The sequence below is a fragment of the Muricauda sp. MAR_2010_75 genome, assembly GCF_000745185.1.
Classification (GTDB): Bacteria; Bacteroidota; Bacteroidia; order Flavobacteriales; family Flavobacteriaceae; genus Flagellimonas.
This window is the reverse complement of the sequence record NZ_JQNJ01000001.1, coordinates 2,988,447-3,015,402: the sequence shown is the minus strand read 5'-3', so window position 1 is coordinate 3,015,402 and position 26,956 is coordinate 2,988,447. Positions and strand designations below refer to the sequence as shown.

Genomic DNA, 26,956 nt, shown 5'->3' with positions numbered 1-26,956 from the left:
TTGTTGGAGTGAGTGCTCTATCTTTGGTATTTCTTTACACCAAGTTTTAGCCTAACCATAGGCAAAAAAATGTAAATCAATAGGTTAATCCCATTCCGTGCCATTCTCGCCAATAACAGGGAACGCACTTATGCGTAATCTGGCCGCACCCATGGGAATCAATTCAATTTGTTCAACAGCTTCATCAGATTTTACAGGACTATCCTGTAATTCACTCGCCAAACCGTACTCGTCTATGGTCCAATTTGGGATTACCTTGCCCTTAGCCTTCAGTACAAATGGAGTGGTCTCGGGAGTGAAGGGAAAATTGTCTTTTGGCCATTGTCTTTTTGTCATGGAAAAAGAAGCTTCAGGATTCTGGTCATCCAAAACCAATCCATAGTTCCAGGCTGTGGTCGGATAAATTGAAAAGGAAGGCCATTTACCAACATCGGCATCTTTTTGCCATTTTGAGTCCCAAACCGCTGTCTTATCACTTTCACCCTTTACATATTCCTCGCCTATCTTCAAAGAGAACGTCAAAGGGCCATAATCTACACTTACACTGTTGTGATTATTTTCCCAAGTACGGAGTTTCAATTCCTTCGGAAGTGAAAGCACCAAAGTATCTCCTTTCTTCCAATTTCTATCTAAACGGATGTATTTACCCTGTTCTGCCTGTACATCCATAATTGTATTATTCAGTGCTATGCTTGGAGACTTACACCAAGCGGGTATGCGAAAATATAACGGAAATGAGGTTTCATTTTTAGAGTCGATGATAAAAGTGAGGTCCTCCTCAAACGGATAATTGGATTGCATTGTGATACTGACTTCTTCTCCCTTACCTACTTTTGCAGTTACCGTGTTCGAGGCATAGATGACGGCAGCGAGACCATTATCGGGGGTTGCCATCCAAAGGTTTTCCGTTAAATAGGGCCAACCCTGACCATGGTTATGTTGGCAACAACGCGAACTAAACGGATTCATCATTAAAAAGGGTCCATCATTTTGTATACCTGGTCGGTGGTTCTTGTCGTCGTTCAATACCATATTGGGACTTGTGATGTACCGCAGACTTTTAAAATCGGGCATTAAAGCTGCCGGAAGCAAATTAAAGGCAACCTCCTCGGCATGGTCCGCCCAAAAAATATCGCCCGTTATCCGAAGTAAGTGTTCATCTGAATTCATCTGCTCTACCATGCCACAGGTCTCAATGCCTTGTCTTGGATCATCATAACCTGGCCTTGCATTCTCATCGGCCCCGAACATGCCCCCGGGTACTTGACCAAAATATTTCCTAGCTATCCCAAAATTCTCATACGTAGCCTGCAAATCTTTCGTGTTCTTGCTGACCAAATAATACTGGGCAGGTTCCCTAAAGGCTTGAGCAATGTTGACATTGTGCCAATCAACCAGTTTGCCATACCAATCTGGCCATTCCATCCCTTCACGGACTTCTTTCCAATTCCCAATTTCCTCCAAAGTATTATCCCTTTTTGACCAAGGTGCGGTATTTCTGTGGATTTTCTCTGCAAGCTCTAAAAGCCATTCATCCCCCGTTCTGTTATACAACCAAATAACGCTGTGCAGATTATCCCCTCCGCGAATACGCTGCCAATATTGGGTCTTGGAAAGCAATTCTTTGTCAGGAAGGTTTAATTGGTATCTGAAATATTTGGTCATCAAGTCGATTACCCTTTTATCTTGGGTATATTCATAGTAGGATTGCAGGCAATAGAGCATGATCATATTGCTCCAAAAATCCTGTGTGCCATCCTTTTCAGAAACCATAATGGGCCCAAAATTTCCATCGGGACGCTGACCTGCAATGACCGCCTCAACCCAAATCTGGCTTTCCTTGATCATTTCTTCATCTTCAAGAATATAGGCAGTGTTCAAATACCCCTTTAACCAATAGGGAACTTCTTCCCATCCCCATGATCCATGTCCGTCCTTGGAAAGCCAAGCATTATCATCTTTTTGCAGCCAGGCACTAATTTCACCTAAATGACCCATTAGGCCATCAGCCTGACGTCTTAGACATTCTTCTAGCCAATTGTGGGGCTTAATGGCTCCCAAGGGCAGTTTGATCAAACGACTCGGTACCAAAGGTGTACGATTGCCTGGATAAAGGGTGTTGGTTGCTGTTGAATCGGGAACTTGAACAATTTTGACTTCTACAGTTGGCGTATCCTGTAGGCTATTCTGGCAGGAAATACATATAAATAGCAAAAATGCCACAGACCACTTCAGTTTCTTTTTCAGAATTGCTGTCATAATTTCCTGTCGTATTTTCATATTGTAAAAGATAAACAATTTGGGATGGCCAACCCAGCATCTTGAGGTATTGTAAAATGAATGCTCAAGAAAGGCCTTTCAACGCGTTTTTATGGAATGCTCCTTTACCCCTTCATGTGTAATTTTGACCGGTTTTATGGTTCCGTCGGCATTGAACTCCATTTTATCCATACAAACCACACGATGATCACGGTCCTTATTGGGAATGGGCCTTCTATGATAAACCATGATGTATTCATCAAGACCTGGCTTTTTAATGACCGAATGATGTCCGGCCCCTGTGGCAATATCACCTTCTTGGGTCTCCAAGACTGTTCCTATGCGTTTGTAGGGCCCGGTAGCCTTGTCGGACATGGAGTAGGCAACTTTATAACTCCCGTCCCCCCAACTGCCCTCGGACCACATAAAATAGTATATCCCGTTTCTCAGAAACATAAATGGTCCCTCTACATAGCTTTCAGGTGTGACTTCTTTAAAGAGGGTTCCATCTTCCCAAGGAGTGAATCCAGTAAAATCATCGTTCAGTTTTCCTAGATTACAATGGCTCCATCCACCATAGAAAAAATAGTACGTACCATCGGTGTCTTTAAAAACAAATTGATCTATGGGTTGGGCGTCATTATAAAAATCGGATATCAATGGCTTACCCAAATAGTCTTTATAGGGTCCTGCAGGACTTTGAGCCACAGCGACCCCTATGCCACCATAATGGTTGATATCATTATCGGGGTCATAGGAATCCCTACCTGGTCGCTGAATGTCATTGGCACCAAAAAAAAGATAGTATTCATCGTTTTTTTCAATAATGGAAGGAGCCCACAAGGCTTGCCTCAGCCACTTAATTTGGGTCGTATCCAAAATACGTTCATGCTTTTCCCAGTTCACCAAGTCTTTGGAAGAGAAAGCATCGAAATGGAGCTGTTTTTCAAAATCATCGGAAAACGTTGGAAAAACCCAGTAGGTATCTCCAAAAACCACACCTTCAGGATCTGCGTACCAACCATCGAACAAAGGGTTATGGTTTTCTTTCCCTTGCGAATTTGATGATTGTGCACCAATCACCGTTGTTGTCAACAGCATTATTCCAATTATGCATTCTCTAACTTCTTTATTCATGAATGGCATTGATTATTTCCAGATTGATTTTCTTTACTGCTGAAAAATCCATCTTATCTACCTTACGATCATATGTCATGAACCCGTTGACCTCTCCCTCTACGTCTGTGGTTTGGGTATAAACGGCCGCTGAGAAACCTCTTATTACCATGTTTTTCAATTCCTTTGCATATTTGATATATTCATTGGTGGTCTCCTTGGAGTTTTTAAACTTTATATAGCCCCAGTTATTATCAGGTTTCCAAAGATGTCCTTCCAAAGGAAGCCCGATTCCGCCATATTCTCCCAAGACATTGGTTCGTTCAGCATCATAAAGATACATTTTTGGTCCGGGATAGTGATGGAGGTCCACAATATCACCAGTACGATAGAAGTTCCCTCCACTGGCGGAATTTACAAGTCGACTTGGATCATGAGCCTTTGTCCACTCGGTGATTTCTTCTGTTTTAAACTGACCCCAAGCTTCATTGAAAGGAACCCATACGACAATGCTGGGGTTGGAATACAGGTAATCCATGATATCCTTCCATTCTTTTCTGTAAATCGCTTCCGATTGGCTGCTTCTTTTAAGCTCCGTACCATCAAAATAGTTTCGGTTCTGCCATCTTGGGCTTTTATCACCATTCGGCATGTCTTGCCATACCAATATTCCCAAACGATCACAGTGGGTGTACCAGCGTGCAGGTTCCACCTTCACATGCTTTCGGATCATGTTGAATCCTAATTCCTTTGTCTTTACGATATCATATTTCAGGGCTTCATCGGTTGGAGCGGTATAAAGCCCATCGGGCCACCAACCTTGGTCCAACGGACCAAACTGAAAGTAATCTTTATTGTTGAGTTGCATTCGGACAACGCCATACTGGTCTTTCTGCATGGAAATCTTCCGCATCCCGAAATAACTTCTCACCTCATCCACCACCTTTCCATTACTGATCAGTTTTGCGGTGAAATCATATAAAAAGGGAGATTCTGGGGACCAAAGTTTAGCATTTGGCACATTGAGCATCAAGGATTCCCCCACAGAAGATTTTGCAGTAGCTATGCCATTATCACCATCTAAAACGCTCACTTCAATGATATCACCATAAGTACCACCAACAATATCTGTCTCTATTTTTACCGTACCATTATCTATATCAGGTACACTTTTAATACCGTCAATACTTTTTTGGGCCACTGGTTCCAACCATACGGTTTGCCAAATGCCTGTAACTGGGGTATACCAAATGCCTTCGGGTTCCTTCACCTGTTTGCCCCTGGGTTGTGGACCATCGTTGGTGGGATCCCAAACTTTGACCACTAAATTTTGTTCATTGTTGCCCAAAAACGGGGTAATGTCAAGGGAGAAAGGTGTGTATCCTCCTTCGTGGGAACCAATTTTTACGTCATTAAGCCATATATCAGTTCTCCAATCCACTGCACCAAAATGCAGTAGAACGTTTTTACCGTTCCACCCTTCGGGTACAGTGAAAGAGGTGCTGTACCATACCTCCTTGGATGCCCCTACTTCCTTCATGACCCCAGATAGGCTGCTCTCCACTGCAAAAGGCACTAAAATCTTTCCATCATATCGGGTTGGTTGAGATGCTCCTTTAGGCTGAATGGCATAATCCCAAAGCCCATTCAGATTTTTCCAATCGGCCCGCTCCATAATCGGGCGAGGGTATTCTGACAATACATTGTTAGGGTTGATTTTTTCTGCCCATTCTGTTTTGATTTTGTTACCCGCAGGTTTCCATTGTGCCGAGAGCTGAAAACTCAACAAAACAGTAAAGAGTATCGTAATTGTGTTTCTCATGTTTAATGCTATTAGGGTCATTTTTACTTTGTGTTGGAAATAGTGTCGTTGCTCCATTGAATTGATTATAAAACTCAACGGAATCCATAAAGCATTCCAAGTACCATATTTCTGTGGTGATGGGCGCGATAATTTGTTTCAAAATATATCACAATCCGTTCAAAAAGTGCATTTTCCTGAATCTTGATTGGAATTATGCAACAATTTGAAGCAAAATGACACGCTTTGTTGTTCTCTAAATCCATAATATTGTAAAACAGCAATGAGGTCTATGATGAAGGGTATTTGGTTTGGTTTTTGGATGTTCCTTTGCTCATTTTATTGGGTAACCGGACAAGAATTTTATTTCAAGAATTACAAAGCAGAGGATGGTCTTTCCCACAATACCGTTCTCAGCTCTTTACAAGATGAGCGTGGCTTTTTATGGTTTGGGACCAAGGATGGTCTTAACCGTTTCGATGGATATTCTTTCAAGGTTTTTCAATATGATGCCAACAATCCAAAAAGTTTGGGCAGTAATTTTATTGAATGCCTACATGAATACAAGGGCAAATTATGGGTAGGCACAGATAGTGGACTGTTCAGTTACGATGAGCGTTATGAAAGCTTTGAGGCCATTGATGCCTCAATGGGTCTTCCCATTCTTGATATAGACCATGACGATCAGGGGAATCTTTGGTTTGTATCCGGGCAATCTTTGGTCAAGTATGAAGTAGAGACCCAGAAATCCACCCGTTATGATGCCGAAAAGCATTTCCATGTAGAGGATATCACCAGAGGTGCTGATGGAAATATCTGGGCTGCCCATGATAATTCCCTACATTGGTATGATAGCGATTCAAAGAGTTTCAAAAATTTCAATATTACCCTAAATGAATCAAATGCCCCATCATTACGGATAAGTAAAATAGAAGCACTTGATAGCTCTACTTTATTAGTGGGGACCCAAAGTCACGGCTTACTTTCTTTTGACACTTCAAACCAAAACGTGACCAAGCTTTTGTATGATGATGAAGATCAGTTGTATGTAAGGGGCATCTCTGTAAAAAAAGAGGATGAGCTTTGGGTGGCAACGGAATCAGGGCTTTTTATCTACAATATAGAAAATGGGACATTCATCAACCTAAAAAAAAGCATCAACGATCCTTACGCCCTTTCTGATAACGCTCTTTACTGTGTTACCGTTGACAATGAAGATGGTGTATGGATAGGCAGCTATTTTGGCGGGATCAATTATTATCCCAAACAATACACGCAGTTCAATAAGTTTTTCCCGATACCCGGAGAAAACTCTATCAGCGGAAATGCGGTTCGGGAAATCATCAAAGACCGCTTTGGGAATCTTTGGATTGGAACCGAAGATGCCGGGCTCAATAAATATGACCCAAGAACAGGGCTTTTTACAAATTATGCCCCATCAGAATCGGACCAAACACTTTCCTATTATAACATCCATGCTCTTTTTCCCAATGAAAACCGTTTATGGGTGGGTACTTTCCAGCATGGGCTCGACATCATGGACATTACCACCGGAAAGGTAGTAAAGCATTACGGAAAGGGTGATGGCCATGGACTTTCCAGTGATTTCATTTTCAGCTTGTATGAGGACGATTTTGGGAACCTGTTTGTGGTAACAGATTCCGGGATTCAAACCTACGACTACGAAACCGACATGTTCTCCACCATTGATGCCTTTTCCGAAGACACACATTTTACTGCCGTACTAAGAGATGATGATGGGGTACTTTGGGCGGGTACCTATTGGGACGGTCTGTTTACTTTTAACCCCAAAACCAAAAAGAAACGGATTTATAGACACGACATAAATGATCGGAACAGTATTAGCGGGAACAATGTCAATGGAATATTTCAAGATAGCAGCAACCGTATTTGGATTACCACAGAATATGGACTTAACCTGTATCGAGAAGAAACAAATGATTTTAAAACCTATACGGTTGGTGATGGTTTTCCCAGTAATGTGTTCTACTCCATAATTGAGGTTGGGGAATGGTTATGGATCAGTACCTCTAAAGGTTTGGTTGAATTCAACCCAGAAACCGAGGAAAAACGAATTTATTCAAAGGCCAATGGTTTGCTGAGCGATCAGTTCAACTACAATTCCGCCTATAAAGATGATAATGGAACGCTTTACTTTGGAAGTGTTGCGGGCTTGGTAAGCTTCAATCCTTCAAGTTTTAAAGAGAATTCCGAACAGTCTCCAATTTATCTAACGAGCTTGCAAATAAATAATACGGAAGTCAATGTATCCGATGAGGATTCTCCTTTGCAAGAATCATTGATTTGGGCCGATAAAATTAATTTAAAGCCCAATCAGGCATCCTTTAGTATTGGTTTTGCAGCCTTGGGCTATGCTGCTCCAGAGACCACGGAGTACTGGTATCGGATGGATGGTTTGAACGACGATTGGATTAGCCTTAAAAAGAGCCATAATGTGTCTTTTACCGAAATTCCAGCAGGAAATTATGTGTTCAAGGTTAAATCCATGAACTATGATGGTACTTGGAGTAAAGAATCCAAGGCTTTGCAAGTAAAAGTTTTTCCCATATTCTGGAAAAGCAACTTGGCCTACGCCCTATATACTTTTTTGATTGCAACCTTGGCCATACTAGGGTTTAGACTATATCACCAACGGAATAAAATTAAAAATATCCAGCGAATCCGTCAATTAAACTATAAAAAGGAAAAAGAACTGTACGAGGCCAAAATTGAGTTCTTCACCAATATTTCACACGAAATACGTACCCCGCTGACATTAATAAAAAGTCCGTTGGAAAAAGTGCTCAACAAAGTGAAGGAATTGCCGGGCGTATCCGAAAATCTGAACATCATTGAAAAGAACACCAACCGCTTGTTGGACCTCGTGAACCAGTTGTTGGATTTTAGAAAAACCGAAACCGAACGGGTAAACCTTACGTTTGTGGAGACCAATATTACAGAGTTGGTAAAAAAGACTTTGGAACGCTTTAGTGAAGCCATTGAAGAGCGGGAAATCGATTTTAAATTGAACACAAGCGACCATGACATCTATGCCTATGTGGATGCTGAGGCCCTTCGGAAAATACTGAGCAACCTATTTGGAAATGCCATTAAATATGCTGACGAAAATGTCACAGTACACCTAAAAACAAGTACAGAGGGGTTGGTATTGACCATTGCCAATGATGGAAATTTGATTCCCACGCATTTAAAAGAAACTATTTTTGAACCTTTCTACAGGGTATCCGGAGTCGAGAATCAGTCAGGAACTGGAATTGGGCTTGCATTGGCCAGATCACTTACAGAAATGCACCAAGGAAGCTTAACGCTGGATACCAGTAATGGAACTGAAAACTGCTTTGTGTTGGTATTGCCTATCCGTCAAGAAAAGGAATTTGTGCTTTGGCCCAAAAGAATTGACCAAAGGTTTCAAAATGAGGAACCGGAAGAAAGTCTGAAAGTGTTTGGGAAAACAAGTATTTTACTGGTGGAAGACAGTGAAGAATTACTGGATTTCATAGCCAAGGAACTGAAAGAGGAATATACCGTATTCAAAGCTTCAAATGGTGCCATTGCCCTTCAAATCTTGGAAGTGGAAAACATTCATCTTATCATCAGCGATGTAATGATGCCCGGCATGGACGGTTTTACGCTTTGCAAGAACTTAAAGACGAATCTGGAAACAAGCCATATTCCCGTAATCTTACTCACATCAAAAAGTGCGATGGCCGCAAAGATGGAGGGGCTTGAATCTGGCGCCGATGCCTATATGGAAAAGCCTTTCTCCATGCGGCATCTAAAGGTGCACATTGCCAATCTGTTGGAAAACCGCAAACATATTTTGGAGCATTATACAAGTTCACCCCTGGCACATATCAGAAGTATAGCCAATACAAAAACCGATGAAAATTTCATCAAGAAGTTGGATGAGGTCATATACGAGAATATGGCAGACCATGAACTTAACGTTGAAGTTTTGGCAGAGATCATGAACATGAGTCGATCAACCTTATATCGCAAAATCAAGGACATATCCAACCTAAGTCCCAATGAGCTGATCAATATTACCCGGCTAAAGAGGTCTGCCGAACTGTTAAAAACAGGGAAGTATCGCATTTTTGAAGTAGCTGAAATCGTAGGATACAATTCGGCTACCAGTTTTGGACGGAATTTTCAGAAGCAATTTGAAATGACCCCTACCGAATACATGCAAGGAAAGCCCTGAGTTAAATGTATTCAGTCTAAAGTGGAGGTGGCAGAATATGGGAATGTTTTATAAGAATTATAAGCCAGCCTAAAATTATTGTGCTTTTAAAGCAACGATGACTGAAATCCCATTTACATCCTTACTTATTTACTTGCTTCAAGCCTTTTAACTTTCGGTTAAAATGGATAACGTATGTCGCATTGAACCCAAAATTAAGGTTAGGGTTCTTAAAGTTGAAATTATAATTTGTTCCTGTGATAAAGGCATCTTCAACAATATGTGAGGCATTTGTAAGCATAAATTGGAGCATTACATCCCCAAGCTCCCAATTTAGCCCTATACTGAAAGGGCCGTAAGTATCATAGGATTTTTTTGGATTAAACACTGTATAGTATTCCGAAACCAAAGAAAGATGCCCTCCCAATTTATACCTTCCTCCAAAACCGATTGCAAAATGATTCATTGGGTCTTCTTCAGAATATCGCATCCCTTTGTGTACAAATGTGGGGGCTATTTGAAATGAAAAATCTGGGGTAAACTTTCTTGCAACAAGTGCTTGTGAGGTAAAAGACAATCTGCCGGAAAAACTATCTTCCATATTTGGTGCCGTTATGCCTTCACTATAATAACTGGCATTCTGAAAAAGCGTGATACTGAACGGGGAGCCTTCTGTATCATTCCGTTGCCTAACAAGTCTGTATTTTAGATATCCGTCAAAGAGTCCGTCCCATGTACTTCCTCCAAAACCGATAGAAAATCTATCGGAAATACCATATTCCAATGCAATGCGTGCATTCATTTTATCCGCCCCAAAACTTTGGGAATATAGGCTCGGGGTATTCCAAAACCGGTTGGCCACTGAAACCTCCAAAATTCCCTTTTTTCGCGTTTCAATGGAATGCCCATAGGAGATCCTTGTGGCCTTAAAGGTTGCCAAGGTATATTGCGGAAGGTCCTGCTGTTCCTCATCCAATATCTCCAATAGGCCTTTTTGGGCCATGAGGTCATTGGCTACAAGTACCAAAATGAATAAAAACAAAATCCTCTTAATCTTCATAGGGCAAACATTCAAATCTAAAATCAACAGATACTGTTTTTGCTATATTCCCGGCCAAAAGAGGCGGTATTTTTATCTCGTAATCCTGTACCACAGCTTCAAAAGTACCTGATAGCACATAATTCTTATCCACTTGCTCTATCCTGGTTTTGATTTCCAGTTCCTTTGTCACCCCATGCATGGAAAAGTTTCCCTTTACAATTTTAGTCTGATCATTACCCGAATCAGGATCAAAATCAAGCATTTCTCCTTCAAAAGTGGCTTTGGGGTAAATGTCAGATTCCACGTAACTTTCGTTGAAATGTTCCCGCATCAATGCTTTTTCAAAAATAAAAGCGTTCATCAGCATGCTTACCGCAATCTTACCGCTCTCAAGATCAACGATACACAATGCCTGGTTATTTTCGGCTTTTATGTTTTCCACTGAAGTATACGAGAAAAAGGCCACATGTCCCTGGCGGGCAATTACCTTTTGCGCCACCAATTGCTGGCTTACCCAGAACATGTTAAAACAAAGTAATATATACTTAATCATTTGCTTGACTGAAGGTGACAACACAATCCAAAAATACGGCGTCTTTGAGATACCCCTTGAAAATACCCTTTATTTTGACAGAATCGTTGGGTTTAAGCTGAGATACCACCTTTCTTTGATGTGACACCATATCGCATATAATATAAGGAGGACTGTCATTGCTTCCTTTTAACAATACGGTTATTCGTCCGTTAATGAAATTGGTTTCTTTAACATGACCTGTCACCTCAATAATTCGTTCGGTATTTAAGCTGTCTTTCCATGCTAGGTTTCCGTCATTTAAAACAGACAATAGATTTTGTGCCGAAATCTCCACTTCAGGAGTGGCCTTACGTATATCTGTCTTTTTGGTATCCAATAGTTTCCATAGCCCAAATAACAACACCGCCGCAAGAAGGGTTGAAAAAACCATGGATTTTACTTTTATGGACATTTTGGAAAGTTCTACACCAATGATAAAGATAAGGCTAGACATTAATTAAAAAACCAAGACCCGGTCTGGATCTTGGTTTCTTTAATAAAAATTCCCTTTTTCAATCTACTATGTTGAGGGTTCCTGTCATGGGAATATGGAACTCGCAAACATAAAATAAGGTATCTGGAGCATCATTGGGAACCGCAAAGGTCACCGTACCCGATGCTGTACCATTATTTGTCACTCCATCATTATAGGTATCTCCTGTACCAATGCTTTGAACCGTTTTTATCCAAAAGGGATGACCGGGTGCACTCACATTGAATTCATAGGTGTTGCCTCTTTGTAAAGTTAAATCTGGATTCACGGCACCGCTGAGACCATCACCATCCAAGACATAAGCGGATGCTTCCTGATTGGCTACATCATAAGAAATTGTAGTTGACGGCGGTTCTGGTGCGGTTTCAGTATCAGAATTAGCAATGGGCCATATTCCTGCAGAAGGGAAACCTACCCCGTAATTGTCTCCGCGTTCTTCATCTTGGCCAAAGTAATACAATGGCCATCCTTTATAGGTTAATTGTTGTCTTCCAAATACATCTATTGAACCAAAATCCCCGGATGAGAATGTACTGGGCACCTCCATTAAAGTTTCCTCAAAAATGGGCCATACCCCATTGTTGGAAAAATCATCGGCAGTAAAGTTGTTTACTCCATTTTCATCGTTGGAAAAAAGATACAGGGTGTTGCCATACGCATCGGTCATATAAAAGGTCTGCTCATCCCCCGGTTCATAATTGCTGGTTAAATTGGTTTCGACTCCGCCAGAATCCCTACCAACCAATTGGGCCCTTACCTTCATCACCGAATAATCAGGTTTGGCAACGTACCATACATCGTTGAAACCATCACCGTTCACATCACCTTCCACACTATCATCGGCATAGTAGTATAAAGGCCACCCTTTGTAGGTGGTTTGCATGGCACCATCAGTTCTTGTAATTGTACCAAAGTCACTGCTGTCCAAACCTTCATCCAAGGTTAAATCCGAAGCGTGGAATACGGGCCAAACACTCAAACAACCATCAATACAATTGGATTCACCCTTACTGTCTAAGGAGAAAAAATACAAGGTTCTTCCATCAGTATCTGTCAAAATGCTTCCAAATGTTCCATTGCTGACCAACCTCACACTATCGGGGTCATCCATTGGTGGCATATCATCATCTGGTGGGGAATAATCATCTGTTGGATCTCCACCAACGGGACCATCATCGTTCATCCCTTCATTATCAGAACTGGAAGAGCATCCCAAAACAAATAACATTACCAGAAAAAAAGTGATTTGATTTTTCATTTTCGTTTTTTTTAGTTGTGTTTTATTCAAATGAAGTATTAATTACAATCCTGTCACAAAAAACCTTGGTGAAGGCGAATTATGGCTTATAAAAAGGAATTTTGGAGCTTGAAATTTGACGGGTTTAAAAAATCCGAAGGAGATTAAACCCAAAATAAATATCGGCCTTGCCCCAGTCCCCTGTTGCTTGGTTTAAAAATGTATTGATGTTCATGGGTTGGGCATTGGTAAAGTGCAATTGGAAAACGTGCCCCCCTGTTTCAATATCCACCCCAACAGATAATGGGTTTTTGAACGGCGAATTGGAAGCCCTGTTCAAGTGAACCCCGTAATCCGCGTTCAAGGAAACCCTGTTTGAAATTTTATACCTTCCTCCCAATCCAATGGCGTATTGCGAATTATCCTGCTCGTCCAAAGACACCAGATTGTCATGAAAAAAAGTGGGAATGGCTTCGAGGGATAACTTTGGGGTCATTTTTCGTGAAATGAGAATTTGCATTGCATAGGACAACCTATGTTCAAATGTAAGTCCCGGTAGATTTTCCTTCTCCAAAGCGCCATTCAATAGAATGGTGTTGAACGAAACAATGCTGAAAGGTGACCCATTTTGGCTTTGCCGTACCAATCTGAGCTTTAAGGAACTCTCATAGGTTTTTTCAAAGGAACTTCGGGATATACCCAAGTTGATGCCATCTGTAATACCATAAATGAAATTCAATCGGGTTACGGCCTGATCCAGCCCAAAAAATTCTTCAATTCCCGGTTTAATGCTTCCAAATCTATGTGACACCACAAAATACAACCTTCTTTTGGGCACCATTTTAGTGGTTTCAAAGTTGACAATCTTTAACCCCTTAAAGGCAGCAATCTCATAATCATCCTGGACAGAAAGTGTATCTATTTCATCCAATAGATCATCTTGTGCTGCAACCCACAAAGGTGCTAGAAGCAATGCGAAAATTATTTTTTTCATGTTCAAAGGTTCTGGTTTTTTTGGTTATCTATTCTTGAATTATTGTCGCTTGGTCCAACTTTACTTCGCCCAGTAGGTCATCATAACCAATGCATCGTCCCTTTACGGTAATACTGTCCCCTTTTTCAAGTTCAGGGTTTGAATCCATAAGGTTTACCACCACACCATCCCCCAACGTAATGGTACTCCCATCGATGGCTATTATTCTTCCAAAGGTTTGGACCACCTTATCCCCATATTTTTTAGCGTTTTCTTCACTGGACATTTCATTTACCAAGGCTTTGGCCGATAGCGTAAAGTCAACCCTTTGGGTTGCAATGTTTCTTGGCTCGGGGAACAGCGTTTTGTAAACAACAACTATTACAATGCCCAGTACCAAACCTATCGCCATCAGTATTGTTCTTTTATTCCTCATGATCGCCGGTTAGTTTAAAATCAAGTTTCACCATTACTGTTTTGGCTATTTTGTTCTCAACTATTTTTGGAATCTCAATATTGAAATCCCCTGGAACGACGGTGAAACTTCCCCCAATGGCCATGACATTATCAATCTTTTGAATTTGTACGGTGGGTTCAATTGTCTTTGCAATCCCCCGAATTTCCAGCGTCCCCTTAATCACATACTCCTGGGTGGTGCTATTGGCTTTGTCAATATTAAAGCCCATAATTTCTCCCTTGAAAAGGGCCTTGGGGTATTGGTCTGATTCCATATAGTTCTCGTTAAAGTGCTCCTGCATCAGGGGATTCTTAAACTGGAAGCCCCTTATAAGGGCCAATGCAGCTATCTTGTTGTTGGAGGCATCAAACAAAACCGAAACGGATTCGTTCTTTGCCTTGACGGGTTCAAACAGTTTTTCGGAAGCTTCAAAAACCACTATGCCCTTACGATCCACGTACCGTTCCTGACCATAGGAAATCCCGAGATTCAATATTCCAATCAAAAGTCCTAGCACCCTTATTTTTATCCAAATACTTCCCATACGTTTGTTTTTAATCTTCCAAAAGACCATCGGTTATCCATTGCTCCACCAAATCAATAGTGGCTTGGGGCAACCGACCTGAAGGAGGCATCGCCCGTGCCTCGCTGGTCTGCCTGCTGATTGCTGTGAGCAACAAACCGCTTTCTGCCCTAGTTTTTACTTCGTTGTAGGTGGTCAATGGGAAGGGAGCTCCATTTACCGGGGGGTTGGAATGACAACTGAGGCAGTTATTACTTATAATGGACTTGATGTTGTCGTTGTAGGTGACCAATTCATTTTCATTATTTGGAGGATCCATCAAATCGCTCTCACTGTCATTGGAACAACCCCAAAACAAAAGGGCAAAAACTAGAGCTGGAACTAAATGTTTCATGACTGATTTTTATATTCCAAAACAATCAATTGAAAGGAAGGCCTGCAATTAAACTTTGGTGAAGCGGAATTATGAGGGGTGAAAAGGAAAAATCGGGATTAAAGATTCTTGAAAATTCTCTCTGAAACATGATGCTGCGTGTTATGCATCTTTGAACAACATCCCCATAAGAACTAATTGCTATCTTGTACAGAAATTGCTAAAGCACAATGAGGAAAGACAGGCTATACTTGCTCACATTTTTGTCTGTGGCCGTTATTTACCTAGTCGTAATTATGGTGGCCACGTCCTACTTTTTGGAAGACACCACGTATGAGCTGATTGATTCACAGCTGGAGTCTGGCCGGAAGGAAACCAAAACTTTTGCCACATTGGTGGGCAATGAATTGTTGAACGGCACGCCGAAGGATACTGTTGTGGAACAGGTTCAGGATGCCTTGCAGGATACCCATCAGAATAACGTGTTTTTAAGTGTTATTGATTGGTCTGGCAGAATTGTTAGCCATCCTGAAATACAAAATGTGGGACAAAGTGCCCGTTCGGAGGAGTCATTTGTCTCTTCTGTGGCCGATAATTTGACCGCGGATGAATTCTATAAAATCTATAAGGAAGCGGATAGGTCGGAAGATGATTCAGAGGTAATTTTTATGTTTCCTATTGAAAATTCCGATTGGATCGTTGTATCCCACATCAATCTTAAAAAACTCAATGCCAAAATAGAGCGGCTCAAGTACCGCTTTTATACAATTTTTTTCATTATCGGACTGGTGATCATCCCAACTTTTGTGATGACCACACGCTATATTGGGGGTATTTATGAAAAACGCCTGGAACTGCAAAAACAGCAATTGGAAGATGAAGTATTGAACCTTTCAAAACTGAACAGGGCTGTTGGTGATTACCAGCAAAAGGTCACAGGAAATCCGAATTCCAACGCCACCAAAAAAAGAATTCTAACTCAACTGAAAAATGAGCTTCTCTCCGTTCCCATAGAAGAAATTGCCCATATCTATACCGAGAATTCCATAACGTATGTAGTTGGTATTGACGGAAAAAAATCGACTACCAATTCCAGTTTGGATGAGTTGATTTCCCATCTGGATGAAACCATATTTTTTAGGGCAAATCGGCAATTTATCATCGCCATTTCCAGCATCGATAAGATTGTAAAGTATGGCAATAGCCAACTTAAGATATTGGTCAACCCAGAAACCAATGTTGATATTTTGATCAGCAAAAACAAAGCCGCCGAATTTAAGAGTTGGCTTAACTCCTAGTTACTATTAGCTAGAATCATCCTTAATAAAAGGCCACTTTCTCTGAAGTTTTTAGGGATGTTAAATTTTGGGAATCTTGTAAAGTTTTAAGCCAAAGCATGACTGTTTAATGGTAAGCAATGATTTTTTACGATGTTTAAAACATCCATTCCACCATTAAAAAGTAGGTTAAGCCATGAAAAATGTACTTATAGTTGAGGATGATCTTGAAATTGTTCGTTTACTACAAATACATCTAAAGGACTTAGGGTGCGATGTTATAAACGAGACCAATGGAATTGCAGGTCTCAGCAGAGCATTGAAAAAAAATCCCGACCTCATCATCTTGGATGTTATGCTCCCAGAAATGGATGGCATTGAAATATGTCAAAAATTAAGGGCAAACAACATCACTACCCCCGTTATGATGCTTACTTCAAGATCTGAAGAAATAGACAAGGTCCTGGGCCTTGAGGTTGGAGCAGATGATTACCTTACCAAACCCTTTAGTGTTCGGGAATTCATTGCCAGGGTCAAGGCCATTTTTAGACGCCAGAAATTGGATAACCTTGAACAGACCTTGCATAACAATAAAATACTACAGTTTGAGACCCTGCTCATTGATATTGAAATGCGAAAGGTGCTTTTAAAGGGTGAAAAAGTGGAACTTTCCCCCAAGGAATTTGAATTGCTGGTACTACTGTCATCCAACCCCGGCAAAAGTTACGACCGTTCTAAATTATTGAACATGATATGGGGGTATGATTTTCGTGGCTATGAGCACACAGTGAATTCACACATCAATAGGCTTAGATCCAAGATAGAACCCGATATGGGCAAGCCCAGGTATATTTTAACCACATGGGGTGTTGGCTATAAGTTTAATGAAGAGCTTGTTAAAGCCTAATTGCTACAAAATGGGAACCCGTAAAGTACTTACCACCAAGTTTGTTGTTAAGTTGATACTTACCTTTTTTACCATCATCCTAATGGCAGGGATTGGATACACCGTCACCTCAATTTACTTCTCAAATCAATATTTCTACGAAACCACACAACGGTTAAATGCAAGTCTAGCTAAAGATCTTGTTGCCGAAAAATTCAGCAACACCAAACCTTTCGATTCCAACGGAACGGTAAACAAAGTGCTTTTTGGGGATATTATGCACAATATGATGGCGGTAAACAGGGCCATTGAAGTATATCTATTGGATGATCAAGGGTATGTGCAATACTCTGTGGTTTTAGATCATAATATCCCTGAGACCAATCAAAAAAAAATTGATCTCGCTCCCATACACAAATTCATAAAAGACGATGGACGCAACTATATATTGGGTCAAGACCCCAAAGATTTAACCCACCAAACCATTTTTTCTGCAGCAGAGTTCAACCAAAATGGGCACAAAGGATATGTATACATCATTCTGGCGGGAGAAGATTTCTTAGCGGCGCGAAGCGATTTGTTCAATGGGTATTTGATGCATATAGGTCTTGGAGGTTCTTTACTCACCCTCTTTTTTTCAACTTTTCTGGGCATACTAGCCATTTGGCACCTCACACGAAGCCTTAGAAAAATCATTTACGCGGCCAAGCGCTTTCAGGAAGGGGATTTAAAATATCGAATTGAAAATGCAGATAACACGGATTTGGCCAATGTGGCCACCACTTTTAATAGCATGGCCGATACCATTCTTTCGGATATTGAAAAAATAAAATCCATAGACCAACTAAGACAGGAGTTGATCGCAAATATCTCGCATGATCTTAGAACGCCTCTTTCTGTTGTTCAAGGCTATATTGAAACCTTGCACATGAAAAATGACCAGCTATCCGTTGAAGAGCAGAAAGGATATTTAAAAATAATTTCTTCGGGCAGCGAACGACTCTCCAAATTAATTTCGCAATTGTTTGAATATTCCAAACTGGAATCAAACCAAATTCAGCCGCAGAAAGAACCGTTCCTGATCGGTGAACTGGCCAATGACATCCATGGGAACTATTCCATGCTGGCCAAAAATAAGAACATCACTCTGAGACTATCCATGTCAGATGACATTCCGTTGGTTTTTGCAGATATTTCATTAGTGGAACGGGCCATTCAAAACCTGATGGACAACGCTCTAAAATTTACCCCCGAAAACGGTGAGATCGTGATGAAGATAATCCCCCTGGAAACCCATGTGGAAATAGTCATCCAAGATTCAGGACCAGGCATTGATAAAGAAAGTCAGGCATTGATCTTTGAACGGTACAGGCAAACCAAAATTGGAAAAGAAAAGGAAGGTTCTGGATTGGGGCTGGCCATCGTAAAAAAAATCATGGATATTCATGATAGTGAGATCACTGTACTGAGCAACCCAAATGAAGGAACAGAATTCAGCTTTGAACTACCAATTTACGGTGCTGTTTAAAGCGATTTCTTGGCGAAATCAAAGTTGATTTATCTTAATTTGGAAAGATCATTATCCTTCTTAAAACTGTAGAGATCGTACCACTCATTAACCTTCTCCCCTTTATTATACTTTTCCGCTGAAATTAATTTTTCATTCTCATAGCGCAAACAATAGCCGTCCTTTACACCTTTGGTCAGTTGGCATTTGTGATCAATGGTACCTCGCGCATCATAAAACAGCCACCAATGCTCCATTTTCCCTTTAATAAAATGCCCCTCCATTTCCAGAGCCCCATTACTGCCATAGAAATACCAATATCCCGTCTTACTATTGTTTTTATAGTGACCTTTTTTCATAAGGGTCCCGTTGGAATAATAATATTTCCAGTATCGTACTTTATCATTTTCCTTTACCCAACCCTCGTATTTAAGTATACCCGATGGGTAAAATTCCTTGACGTATCGCTCGGAAACATTATCGCTCACGCCAATAAGGCTAAAAAGAAAATAAAACAGGAGATGCGTAATTTTCAAAATTTATTTTTTTGCTATTGCCCGAATTGGCAACAGACAATTTGAAGCGAAGTAACGCTAAAAACATCACGAAAAAATCACCAAATCATAGAAGAAGTTTATTTGGCCCTAATTCAACTTGCCATAATCCGTAAACTACTTTCTGTATCTGGGCAATGAAGATTTGATGATTTTGTGATATCTCTGGGATATGTTCATAATTACTTTGACCTAGTAATAAAACAGTTTTGAAATAGATTCAATGTAACTATGAAAACAAGAAACTTTTTGATTATCTGCGCTTTGACAATGGTATTTTCGTACGGTTTTGGTCAAGGTACTTCCATTTTTTTTGAAAGAGCCGATTCATTCTTTGGCCAATATGTGAAAGATGGTAAAGTGGATTACCGCCAAATTCATGCAAACCCTGAAAAACTGAACAGTCTGTTGGAATTGGCCAAAAATGTAACGGTGGCAAAGACCAATCCAAAAACCTACCAAGCTTTTTGGATAAACGCTTACAACCTATGCGTTATTAAGGGAGTGATGGACAGCTACCCAATTGACTCCCCCTTGGATGTCCCCGGTTTTTTTGATACGAAAACCTATTTCATTGGCAATGCGGCCAGAACTTTGAATGAAATAGAGAACAATTTGCTTCGGGCCAACTTTCCCAATGAGCCCCGATTTCATTTTGCCCTGGTATGCGCTGGTCTGGGGTGTCCACCAATTATTGATAAAGCGTATTTACCGCAAACACTGGAGAGGCAACTGCAAAAGCAGACAGAACTTTCGTTGAACAATCCGCATTTTGTCCGTATTGATGGCAAACAGGTCGGTTTATCCCAAATTTTTGAATGGTATGCGGGCGATTTCACTAAAGATGGAAAAAGTTTCATCGACTTCGTGAACATGTATAGAACCAAAAAATTAGACCCTGCCTTGGAAGTTGTTTTTTACCCCTACGATTGGTCTTTGAACAAAATGGAATAATACTCCATTTCAACTGGCCAACATTTAAAAATCCACCTGAATTCTTTTGTTATATAACCGTGATTTTTCTGTGATAGGTTACCCATAGGTTTGGAGTCGAAATTCACAGGGACCACAACAGATCTACTGTCAATTTCAAACAACAAACTAAAAATAATTAAACCTAAATTGATGAAAAGAAAATTTGTAGCATTAACGAGTATTTTTTCGGTATTTGCCTTTGTATTGATCGGTTGTTCCGATGACGATTCTGAAACAATTACCATTGACACCGCACTGCCCGTCGGTAATTTTGAAGTTGACAGGCAAGGAGACTTGGTTGCTGAAAGCGGAACTCCCACCCAAGGTACGGTTCAACTGGGAACTGACTCAGAAGGAACTGACTTTTTGCGTTTCTCCGACGATTTTACCACAGAACTTGGCACAGGAACCGTGGCCATATTCTTGTCCACATCTGCTACGTACACTGCAGACCCTGCCAATGGGAATCCAGATTTACGCTTAATTGGCAATGTGGCCAGTAATGGGGAAATGTTCATTAAACTGGACGGTGCCCCGGAAGCTAAATTCACCCATATCATTCTATGGTGTGCCACCGCAAGCATTCCCTTCGGAAACGCCGAACTTCAGTAGATAACCACATACTTAAACAATTGCCTTCGGAAAGTAGATTATGGCAACAGATGGTTTCCATTTCTTTCCGAAGGTATTTTTAATTCAAAAAAATAAGTCTTATGAAAAAGTACTGGTATGCCTTTGTGGTCTTTGTGGTAATGGCATCACAAGTCCAAGCCCAAAGCGGATGGACAAGGAAAGCCAAAAGTTTTTATGTACAAACTACAGCATCTTATTATTCTTCAAAAGATTACTATACCACCGAAGGTATTTTATTTGATACTGGAAGTAGGTTCAACAGCAGCGCGCTCATCCTATATGGTGAATATGGCGTAACGGACCGCATTACAGCCATTGTGGATGTACCTGTGGTGATGCTGAACAGTTTTAGTTCTACGGAAACCGTTGCAGGCGTGGGCAGTGTAAGGGTTGGACTAAAATATAGGGTGTTCAATAATATTCCCATAGCCGTTCAGGCCGATTTTGAAATTCCCACAGACGATGGGACAAACTTTGCAAGGTCAAAGCAACCGAATGCCCTGGGCACTTTTGATGAAATCAACCTGCCCACTTCCGATGGGGAGTTCAATGTATGGACCAATCTTATTGGATCCCATTCCTTTGGGAATGGAAAGACCTATGGAAGTTTATATACCGGGGTAAATTTTAGAACTGAATCCTTTAGCAATCAATTTCAGGCAGGTGCAGAGGTTGGACACCTATTCTTTGACAAACTCTATTTGATAGGCAAGCTGCGCATATTGGAAAAATTGTCTTCCAGTGACGGATTTCAAGGTGGTTCCTTTCTTTATGGGGAGGGCACAACATTTACTTCTTATGGATTAAATGCCATCTATAAATTAGGGGAGCATCTGAGCTTGGTTGCTGCATATTCAGATTATGCGGGTTTCTTGGTGGAACGTAAAAATATTTATGACGGAGGAACCTTCTCGTTAGGTATCTCCATAGAGTACTAAGACCTTATCCATAACAAAAGTAACCTTACTTTCATTTGTTTTTTATTTGGAAGTAAGGTTTTCTATTTTAAAGAATTAAAGGCAGGTTGGTCAAATTATATTCATACATTTAATACTGAAACTTGCAATGCACCATCCAGTGTCCAGTAAAAAATCATTGATACGTTACGTTAACAACTTTGTTGAATTGTCCGATGAGGAAACCCATCAACTGGAATCAAGTTTTGAAGAAGTACATGTAAAAAAGAGGCAGTTCATTGTTCAGCCAGGGTTTACCAATATGCATAGGGCTTTTGTGGTAAAAGGTGCATTTAGAGCCTATGTCATCACCAATGATGGGCAAGATCACACCCTTCAATTCGCTATTGAGAATTGGTGGGTTTCAGATTTCAACAGCTATATCTACCAGCATCCTGCAACCCTTTTTATTGTCGCCTTGGAAGACAGCACTATCTTGCAAATAGAATATAATCAGGAACAGGACCTGAAAAAATCCAACCACAAGTTTGAGACCTTTTTTAGGATCATGGCCGAAAAAGGACTTGCCTTTGAACACCGCAGAATTCTTTTTAACCTCACCAATTCTGCAGAGGCCCGGTATGAGAATTTTTTACTGAATTTTCCCAATTTTGTGAATCGGGTACCGCAGTATGCCTTAGCTTCCTATTTAGGCATGACCACAGAATTTCTTTCCAGAATCCGAAACAAAAGAGTCAAGAAAAGTTGAACTAGTTCAACCTTTTTTCTTGACGTACTTCATTTTTATTGGCTTCCAATCGGAGGACTTTTGTCTTGTCGATATTGACACAGAATTAAAACAGTAAAAATGGAACAATCATTAAATGAAGTCCTTTCGGCCAAAAATGAAATGGTCAAAAATGGACAAATTGTGGAGGCCACCGAAAAGTATTTTTCTTCGGATGCCAAAACGTATGATTTTGACGGTACGGTTACCAACAACAAAACCGAGATGCTCTCCAAAATGCAAGGGTTTGCTGGAGCTATTGCCAAGGTCAACGGTATCACCCTACATCATGCATCGTTGTCCGGGGATGTCTCTTATGCAGAGTTCACCTTTGATTTTGACATGAAAGACGGCAGTAAAATCTTATGGCACGAGATCCTGCGAACCGTCTGGCATAACGGACAGATTGTGGAAGAGCAATATTTTAAAGGATAAAAAGGGCACCATGGGATTTGTAACAAAAAAAATACATGCGTACTTGGATTATCCGGTAGCGGCAGCGTTGATGGCCCTACCCTTTATATTGGGATTGGGTTCTACTAACTCAATGGCCTGGAAACTTTCCCTAATTGTGGGAATTGCTGCATTGGTCCTGACTCTTTTGACTGATCACCAGTTTGGGGTATACAGAATTATCCCATACAAGGGTCACCTCATTGTTGATGGCTTGGTAGGAGCCTTATTCGTCCTAGCACCTTTTATATTGAGTTTTGAAGGCTTGGACGCCTACTACTATTGGATCAATGGCATCGCCGTTTTAACGGTGGTCAGTTTACATAAACCAGAAAATAATTTACAAAAAGCAAAAAATTAAAAACTATGAAATCATTACTATTGGCGGCAACGCTACTAATCGCATCACTAGGTTATTCACAAGATTTGAAAAAAAGCAATAACATAGATGACAGTAAAATTGCACTACAAGGTTACAGCCCAGTTTCTTACTTGGATTTAGGTATCGCACAAAGAGGGCTCAAAGAATACAAAGCCACCCACAACGGGATATCGTACTATTTTACCAGTGAGTCCCAAAAGAAGACTTTTGAAGCTTCGCCTGAGAAATATTTGCCCCAATACGGCGGTTATTGTGCTTTTGGGGTGTCCGTTGGAGCTAAGTTTAGGGTTGACCCCACAAAATTTGTGGTAAAGGATGGGAAGTACTATTTATTTCTATACGATGTAGAAGTCGATGCCCAACAACTTTGGTTGGCCGAGAATCACCAGCAAGTGAAGAAAAAGGCAGATGCCAATTGGAAGAAGTTAAGCAAGTAACATTGAAAAAGACCCATTGGAACTGTGTTTCCCGTGGGTCTTTTTATTTCCACATATCCCATTAGTTCTTTCTTGTTGTTCATTCTAAAATGATAGTGCACCGCAATACCAATTGTAATTTCTTCAATTGAATTTCTACTAATGCACCAAGACTAAACCATTCCATAAGTTCAAAATGAAAATTAGTTTCAGAACTTGCAACGCTTCGGATTTTGATGTTATCGCCGATTTGATCATCAATTTATACGAGGAGGACCCGGGGCTTATACAAATGACCAAGGAAAAGGCATTCAATACCCTTGACCTGCTTTCAAAGAAAAGTGACCTAGGTGCTGTCCTGGTCATTGAAAATAAAGCAGAAATCATAGGATACTGTATTCTCATCAATTATTGGAGCAATGAATATGGAGGAAACATTTTGCATATTGATGAGCTCTACCTGAAACCGGACTATCGCTCAAAAGGAATAGGTTCCCAGTTGATCTATCAATTGGCCAAATCCAAATTCGCAAATGCCGTGGAGCTTCAGCTCGAAGTCACTCCCGGAAACTCAAGAGCCAAAAAATTATATGAAAAACTTGGTTTTACGGTTCGTAAAAACACTGCCTACGAAATGGGGTTGGATTGATTCCCACAATTCAATGGGAAGACTTCTTGGCTTGAATTAAATCTTCCGCCAATTTTTTTAACCGATACACCGGTTCTTGATTTCGTTGCAGTTTACTTTCAATTATGGCATTCTCAAACAGGGAATAAACAATATAGGCCAACTCCTTATCCTCCAATTCGTGTTCAAAAAAAAGAAGCAGGCCGTTTTTATGGTTTTGAATCTCGGCATATACCAATTCCTTTTCTGGGCTGGTTTCGGAAAGCATGTTTAAAAAACTACACCCTCTAAAATCGTCCGTGCTATTTCGTTCAACCAAAAAGTCAAATGCCGCCAGGACCTTATCCTTCTTGTCCTTAAGAAACTCATAAAAAGCCGTGTTCCAGATTTCATTGCGACGTTGCAAGTAAGCCACACATAAATCTTCCTTGGACTTAAAATGATAGTAAAGACTGGCCTTTGCAATATTGGCCTCACTGATAATTTGATTGATCCCGGTCTCATTGAACCCTTGCTCCTGGAACAATCTATCAGCCGTAATTAGAATTCTATCTTTTACATCTTGATTGTGGTGAACCATGATATACTACAATTTCCCCATAAAGGAACGTATTTTTTCAATGATGGCCCCACCATCTTCTTCCAAAGCAAAATGTCCCGTATCGTAGACATTGTAATCCACTGTTTTTAAATCATTTTTATAGGCTTTGGCTCCGGATTCAGGAAAAAATTCATCGTTCTTACCCCAAACAATGAGCATGGGAGGTTGGTATTTCCTAAGATATTCCTGCCATTTGGGATAAAGTTTTACGTTGTTTTGGTAGTCGTAGAAAAGGTCCAGATTGATTTCGTGCGAACCTGGCCGGGACAAGCGCAGATAGTCCAACTGCCAAGCATCCGGATTGATGTTTTCAGGGTTTCTGGTTCCGTGGGTATACTGCCATTTAAGGCCTTCCAAAGAGAATGCCTGCAACAACGCATTCCTATTTTCCAAGTTGTTTTCTTTCCATAGTCTTCGAATACCTTCCCAAGCATCTCCCAATCCAGCTTCATAGGCATTCCCATTCTGATTAATGATGGCGGTTACCTTTTCGGGATGCGCCGTAGCGATCCTAAAACCAATTGGCGCTCCATAATCCTGTATCATCAAGGCATAATTTTCCAGATTGAAGCTCGCGATAAAATCATCCATCAATTTGGCAATAGTATCAAAGGTATAATTGAATTTATCCGACGATGGAAAATCGCTTTCACCAAATCCTGGATAATCTGGAGCAATCAAGTGATACTCATTTGAGAGTTCACGAAGTACCTTTCTGTACATGTGCGAAGACGTTGGAAATCCATGCAATAAAACAATTGTTGGATGTTCGGGATTCCCTGCTTCCCTGTAAAAAATATTGATATCACTTATTTTCTTCCTTTTAAACCGTACTTGTGTACCTATCATATCGTTATAATTTTTGTTACATATGTCATTAAGGCCATCCTTGGGGCTTGCCTGTGCACAAATAAAAAACAGTAGTGCAGCCATTACTTTTTGAGCTTTCATATTCCAAGTATTTGTTTTGTTTGATTTGAATTTTTAATCCAGGTCAAATGTAATCATCATAAGTTTATTCAGACAAGTCTGTATATATATTTTAACTTAATATTAATAATTTATGATTCAAAGAGACACGGTCAATTTGCCTCGGAAAAATGGAACTTTTTGTTATGTTATTTTGTGTTGGATAAAAACAATTTGGCCCTTGTAATGAAGGTTTCTTTGTTGGAGCCGGTATGGGCACCATGCGCTACATTTGGTAATATCCAAATATCCACATGGGCCAGGTGTTTTTTGGCCCTGGCTATTTCATGTAGTCCAACGCCCGGGTCATCATCGCCAGAGATGATAAACACATCACATTTAATTTGTTGCAGTTCTTCATTTGTAAGATAAATGGTATAATTCTGAAATTGTTCCATCAATATCCTGACCTGCTCTTCACTGGTTTGTGCTTCTATAAGCCACTTGTATTGCACCCTATTCTCAAATGTGAAACTCTGCTTTAGTTGAGGAAAATCCGCAATGGTCCATGAACCAACGGAGCCAATGCTTATCATTGCCGTAATCAAAGTTGGATTGATCAGTGCCAGTTGATAGAGTATATCGCCACCAAAACTAAACCCAACTGCTTTGATTTTATCCAGCCCCATTTGGTCCAGCATTTGGTTCAACTCCCCAGCTACGGCCTTTACGGACAAATCCCCATGCAAATAATCCGACTTACCATGCCCCGGTAAGTCAATGAGGTAGACTGTATAATCCCGGCTAAAATCCTTCACATAGGATTTCCAAGATTTGGACGACAAGCCATAACCATGCAAAAAAATAAGGGGGTCCCCTATTCCATACTTTTCAAAATACAGGTGCTTTCCGTTAACAATTACGGTTTCCGATTCAACATTTGTTTGGGAGTGGAGGTTGTAGTTTGCCATACCAATGA

The 26,956-nt window shown here is 40.6% G+C and carries 27 protein-coding genes; 12 read left to right on the top strand and 15 right to left on the bottom strand.

Annotation, left to right across the window (positions count from 1 at the left end; all coding sequences use genetic code 11):
* Nucleotides 1–84 precede the first annotated feature (84 nt).
* From FG28_RS13660 to FG28_RS13650, 3 genes are all read right to left on the bottom strand, one after another.
* Nucleotides 85–2,259 (bottom strand): beta-L-arabinofuranosidase domain-containing protein, encoded by a 2,175-nt coding sequence (locus tag FG28_RS13660; RefSeq protein ID WP_036386611.1) that lies wholly within the window; start codon nt 2,257–2,259, stop codon nt 85–87.
* 99 nt (nt 2,260–2,358) lie between these two features.
* Entirely contained in the window at nt 2,359–3,360 is a 1,002-nt protein-coding gene (locus tag FG28_RS13655; protein ID WP_036386609.1) for a glycoside hydrolase family 43 protein, read from the bottom strand.
* A 28-nt stretch (nt 3,361–3,388) separates the two neighbouring features.
* Nucleotides 3,389–5,197, bottom strand: a complete 1,809-nt coding sequence (locus tag FG28_RS13650; RefSeq protein WP_036386607.1) for a glycoside hydrolase family 2 protein — start codon at nt 5,195–5,197, stop codon at nt 3,389–3,391.
* 271 nt (nt 5,198–5,468) lie between these two features.
* Here FG28_RS13650 and FG28_RS13645 point away from each other — a divergent pair, with 271 nt between their 5' ends.
* Entirely contained in the window at nt 5,469–9,422 is a 3,954-nt protein-coding gene (locus FG28_RS13645) for a two-component regulator propeller domain-containing protein (RefSeq protein ID WP_231562629.1), read from the top strand.
* A 121-nt stretch (nt 9,423–9,543) separates the two neighbouring features.
* Here the strand turns inward: FG28_RS13645 and FG28_RS13640 are convergent, their stop codons facing one another.
* From FG28_RS13640 to FG28_RS13605, 8 genes are all read right to left on the bottom strand, one after another.
* Nucleotides 9,544–10,461, bottom strand: coding sequence for a DUF5777 family beta-barrel protein (locus FG28_RS13640; RefSeq protein ID WP_036383658.1), 918 nt, complete (start codon nt 10,459–10,461; stop codon nt 9,544–9,546).
* Nucleotides 10,451–10,966 carry a YceI family protein gene (locus FG28_RS13635; protein WP_231562628.1) on the bottom strand — a complete coding sequence of 172 codons (516 nt, stop codon included), beginning with the start codon at nt 10,964–10,966 and terminating at the stop codon, nt 10,451–10,453. Before FG28_RS13635 ends, FG28_RS13640 begins: the two co-directional genes overlap by 11 nt.
* A 22-nt stretch (nt 10,967–10,988) precedes the next feature.
* Entirely contained in the window at nt 10,989–11,471 is a 483-nt protein-coding gene (locus FG28_RS13630) for a hypothetical protein (RefSeq protein WP_036383654.1), read from the bottom strand.
* 58 nt (nt 11,472–11,529) lie between these two features.
* Nucleotides 11,530–12,768 (bottom strand): hypothetical protein, encoded by a 1,239-nt coding sequence (locus FG28_RS20825; RefSeq protein ID WP_197062601.1) that lies wholly within the window; start codon nt 12,766–12,768, stop codon nt 11,530–11,532.
* Between the two features lie 124 nt (nt 12,769–12,892).
* Nucleotides 12,893–13,741 (bottom strand): DUF5777 family beta-barrel protein, encoded by an 849-nt coding sequence (locus FG28_RS13620; protein ID WP_036383652.1) that lies wholly within the window; start codon nt 13,739–13,741, stop codon nt 12,893–12,895.
* Between the two features lie 28 nt (nt 13,742–13,769).
* Nucleotides 13,770–14,156, bottom strand: coding sequence for a hypothetical protein (locus FG28_RS13615; RefSeq protein ID WP_036383650.1), 387 nt, complete (start codon nt 14,154–14,156; stop codon nt 13,770–13,772).
* Nucleotides 14,146–14,721 (bottom strand): YceI family protein, encoded by a 576-nt coding sequence (locus tag FG28_RS13610; protein WP_036386602.1) that lies wholly within the window; start codon nt 14,719–14,721, stop codon nt 14,146–14,148. The genes FG28_RS13615 and FG28_RS13610 overlap by 11 nt, the downstream gene beginning before the upstream one ends.
* Before the next feature lie 10 nt (nt 14,722–14,731).
* Nucleotides 14,732–15,094: a hypothetical protein gene (locus FG28_RS13605; RefSeq protein ID WP_036383648.1), complete on the bottom strand. Its 363-nt coding sequence runs from the start codon at nt 15,092–15,094 to the stop codon at nt 14,732–14,734.
* A gap of 209 nt (nt 15,095–15,303) precedes the next feature.
* Between FG28_RS13605 and FG28_RS13600 the strand changes: the two genes are divergently transcribed.
* From FG28_RS13600 to FG28_RS13590, 3 genes are all read left to right on the top strand, one after another.
* A complete protein-coding gene (locus tag FG28_RS13600; protein WP_036383646.1) occupies nt 15,304–16,371 on the top strand; it encodes a LytTR family DNA-binding domain-containing protein in 1,068 nt (355 codons plus the stop codon).
* Between the two features lie 175 nt (nt 16,372–16,546).
* Nucleotides 16,547–17,257 (top strand): response regulator transcription factor, encoded by a 711-nt coding sequence (locus FG28_RS13595; protein ID WP_036383644.1) that lies wholly within the window; start codon nt 16,547–16,549, stop codon nt 17,255–17,257.
* Between the two features lie 10 nt (nt 17,258–17,267).
* The gene (locus FG28_RS13590; RefSeq protein WP_036386600.1) at nt 17,268–18,764 is read left to right on the top strand and encodes a cell wall metabolism sensor histidine kinase WalK; all 1,497 of its coding nucleotides are present in this window, start codon (nt 17,268–17,270) and stop codon (nt 18,762–18,764) included.
* Between the two features lie 29 nt (nt 18,765–18,793).
* Here FG28_RS13590 and FG28_RS13585 read toward each other — a convergent pair whose 3' ends face one another.
* Complete coding sequence (locus tag FG28_RS13585) at nt 18,794–19,279, bottom strand: toxin-antitoxin system YwqK family antitoxin (RefSeq protein ID WP_081894381.1); 486 nt, start codon at nt 19,277–19,279, stop codon at nt 18,794–18,796.
* 249 nt (nt 19,280–19,528) lie between these two features.
* Here FG28_RS13585 and FG28_RS13580 point away from each other — a divergent pair, with 249 nt between their 5' ends.
* The 8 genes from FG28_RS13580 (at nt 19,529) to FG28_RS20185 (ending at nt 24,488) form a co-directional block, all read left to right on the top strand.
* Nucleotides 19,529–20,251, top strand: coding sequence for a DUF547 domain-containing protein (locus FG28_RS13580; RefSeq protein ID WP_036383642.1), 723 nt, complete (start codon nt 19,529–19,531; stop codon nt 20,249–20,251).
* A gap of 171 nt (nt 20,252–20,422) precedes the next feature.
* Nucleotides 20,423–20,884 (top strand): DM13 domain-containing protein, encoded by a 462-nt coding sequence (locus tag FG28_RS13575; protein ID WP_036383639.1) that lies wholly within the window; start codon nt 20,423–20,425, stop codon nt 20,882–20,884.
* A 101-nt stretch (nt 20,885–20,985) separates the two neighbouring features.
* Complete coding sequence (locus tag FG28_RS13570; protein WP_036383637.1) at nt 20,986–21,843, top strand: hypothetical protein; 858 nt, start codon at nt 20,986–20,988, stop codon at nt 21,841–21,843.
* 127 nt (nt 21,844–21,970) lie between these two features.
* Entirely contained in the window at nt 21,971–22,570 is a 600-nt protein-coding gene (locus FG28_RS13565) for a Crp/Fnr family transcriptional regulator (protein WP_036383636.1), read from the top strand.
* A 99-nt stretch (nt 22,571–22,669) separates the two neighbouring features.
* Nucleotides 22,670–23,023 (top strand): hypothetical protein, encoded by a 354-nt coding sequence (locus FG28_RS13560; protein WP_036383635.1) that lies wholly within the window; start codon nt 22,670–22,672, stop codon nt 23,021–23,023.
* A gap of 10 nt (nt 23,024–23,033) precedes the next feature.
* Entirely contained in the window at nt 23,034–23,402 is a 369-nt protein-coding gene (locus FG28_RS13555; protein ID WP_036383633.1) for a hypothetical protein, read from the top strand.
* A 5-nt stretch (nt 23,403–23,407) separates the two neighbouring features.
* Complete coding sequence (locus FG28_RS13550) at nt 23,408–23,860, top strand: YHS domain-containing (seleno)protein (RefSeq protein WP_036383631.1); 453 nt, start codon at nt 23,408–23,410, stop codon at nt 23,858–23,860.
* A gap of 175 nt (nt 23,861–24,035) precedes the next feature.
* The gene (locus FG28_RS20185; RefSeq protein WP_051947314.1) at nt 24,036–24,488 is read left to right on the top strand and encodes a GNAT family N-acetyltransferase; all 453 of its coding nucleotides are present in this window, start codon (nt 24,036–24,038) and stop codon (nt 24,486–24,488) included.
* A 10-nt stretch (nt 24,489–24,498) separates the two neighbouring features.
* Here FG28_RS20185 and FG28_RS13540 read toward each other — a convergent pair whose 3' ends face one another.
* The 3 genes from FG28_RS13540 to FG28_RS13530 all read right to left on the bottom strand — a co-directional run bounded on the left by FG28_RS13540 (nt 24,499) and on the right by FG28_RS13530 (nt 26,948).
* Nucleotides 24,499–25,047, bottom strand: a complete 549-nt coding sequence (locus FG28_RS13540; RefSeq protein WP_036383629.1) for a TetR/AcrR family transcriptional regulator — start codon at nt 25,045–25,047, stop codon at nt 24,499–24,501.
* A gap of 6 nt (nt 25,048–25,053) precedes the next feature.
* Nucleotides 25,054–26,019 carry an alpha/beta fold hydrolase gene (locus FG28_RS13535; RefSeq protein ID WP_081894379.1) on the bottom strand — a complete coding sequence of 322 codons (966 nt, stop codon included), beginning with the start codon at nt 26,017–26,019 and terminating at the stop codon, nt 25,054–25,056.
* Nucleotides 26,020–26,186: 167 nt separating this feature from the next.
* Nucleotides 26,187–26,948, bottom strand: coding sequence for an alpha/beta fold hydrolase (locus FG28_RS13530; RefSeq protein WP_197062600.1), 762 nt, complete (start codon nt 26,946–26,948; stop codon nt 26,187–26,189).
* Between the last annotated feature and the right edge of the window lie 8 nt (nt 26,949–26,956).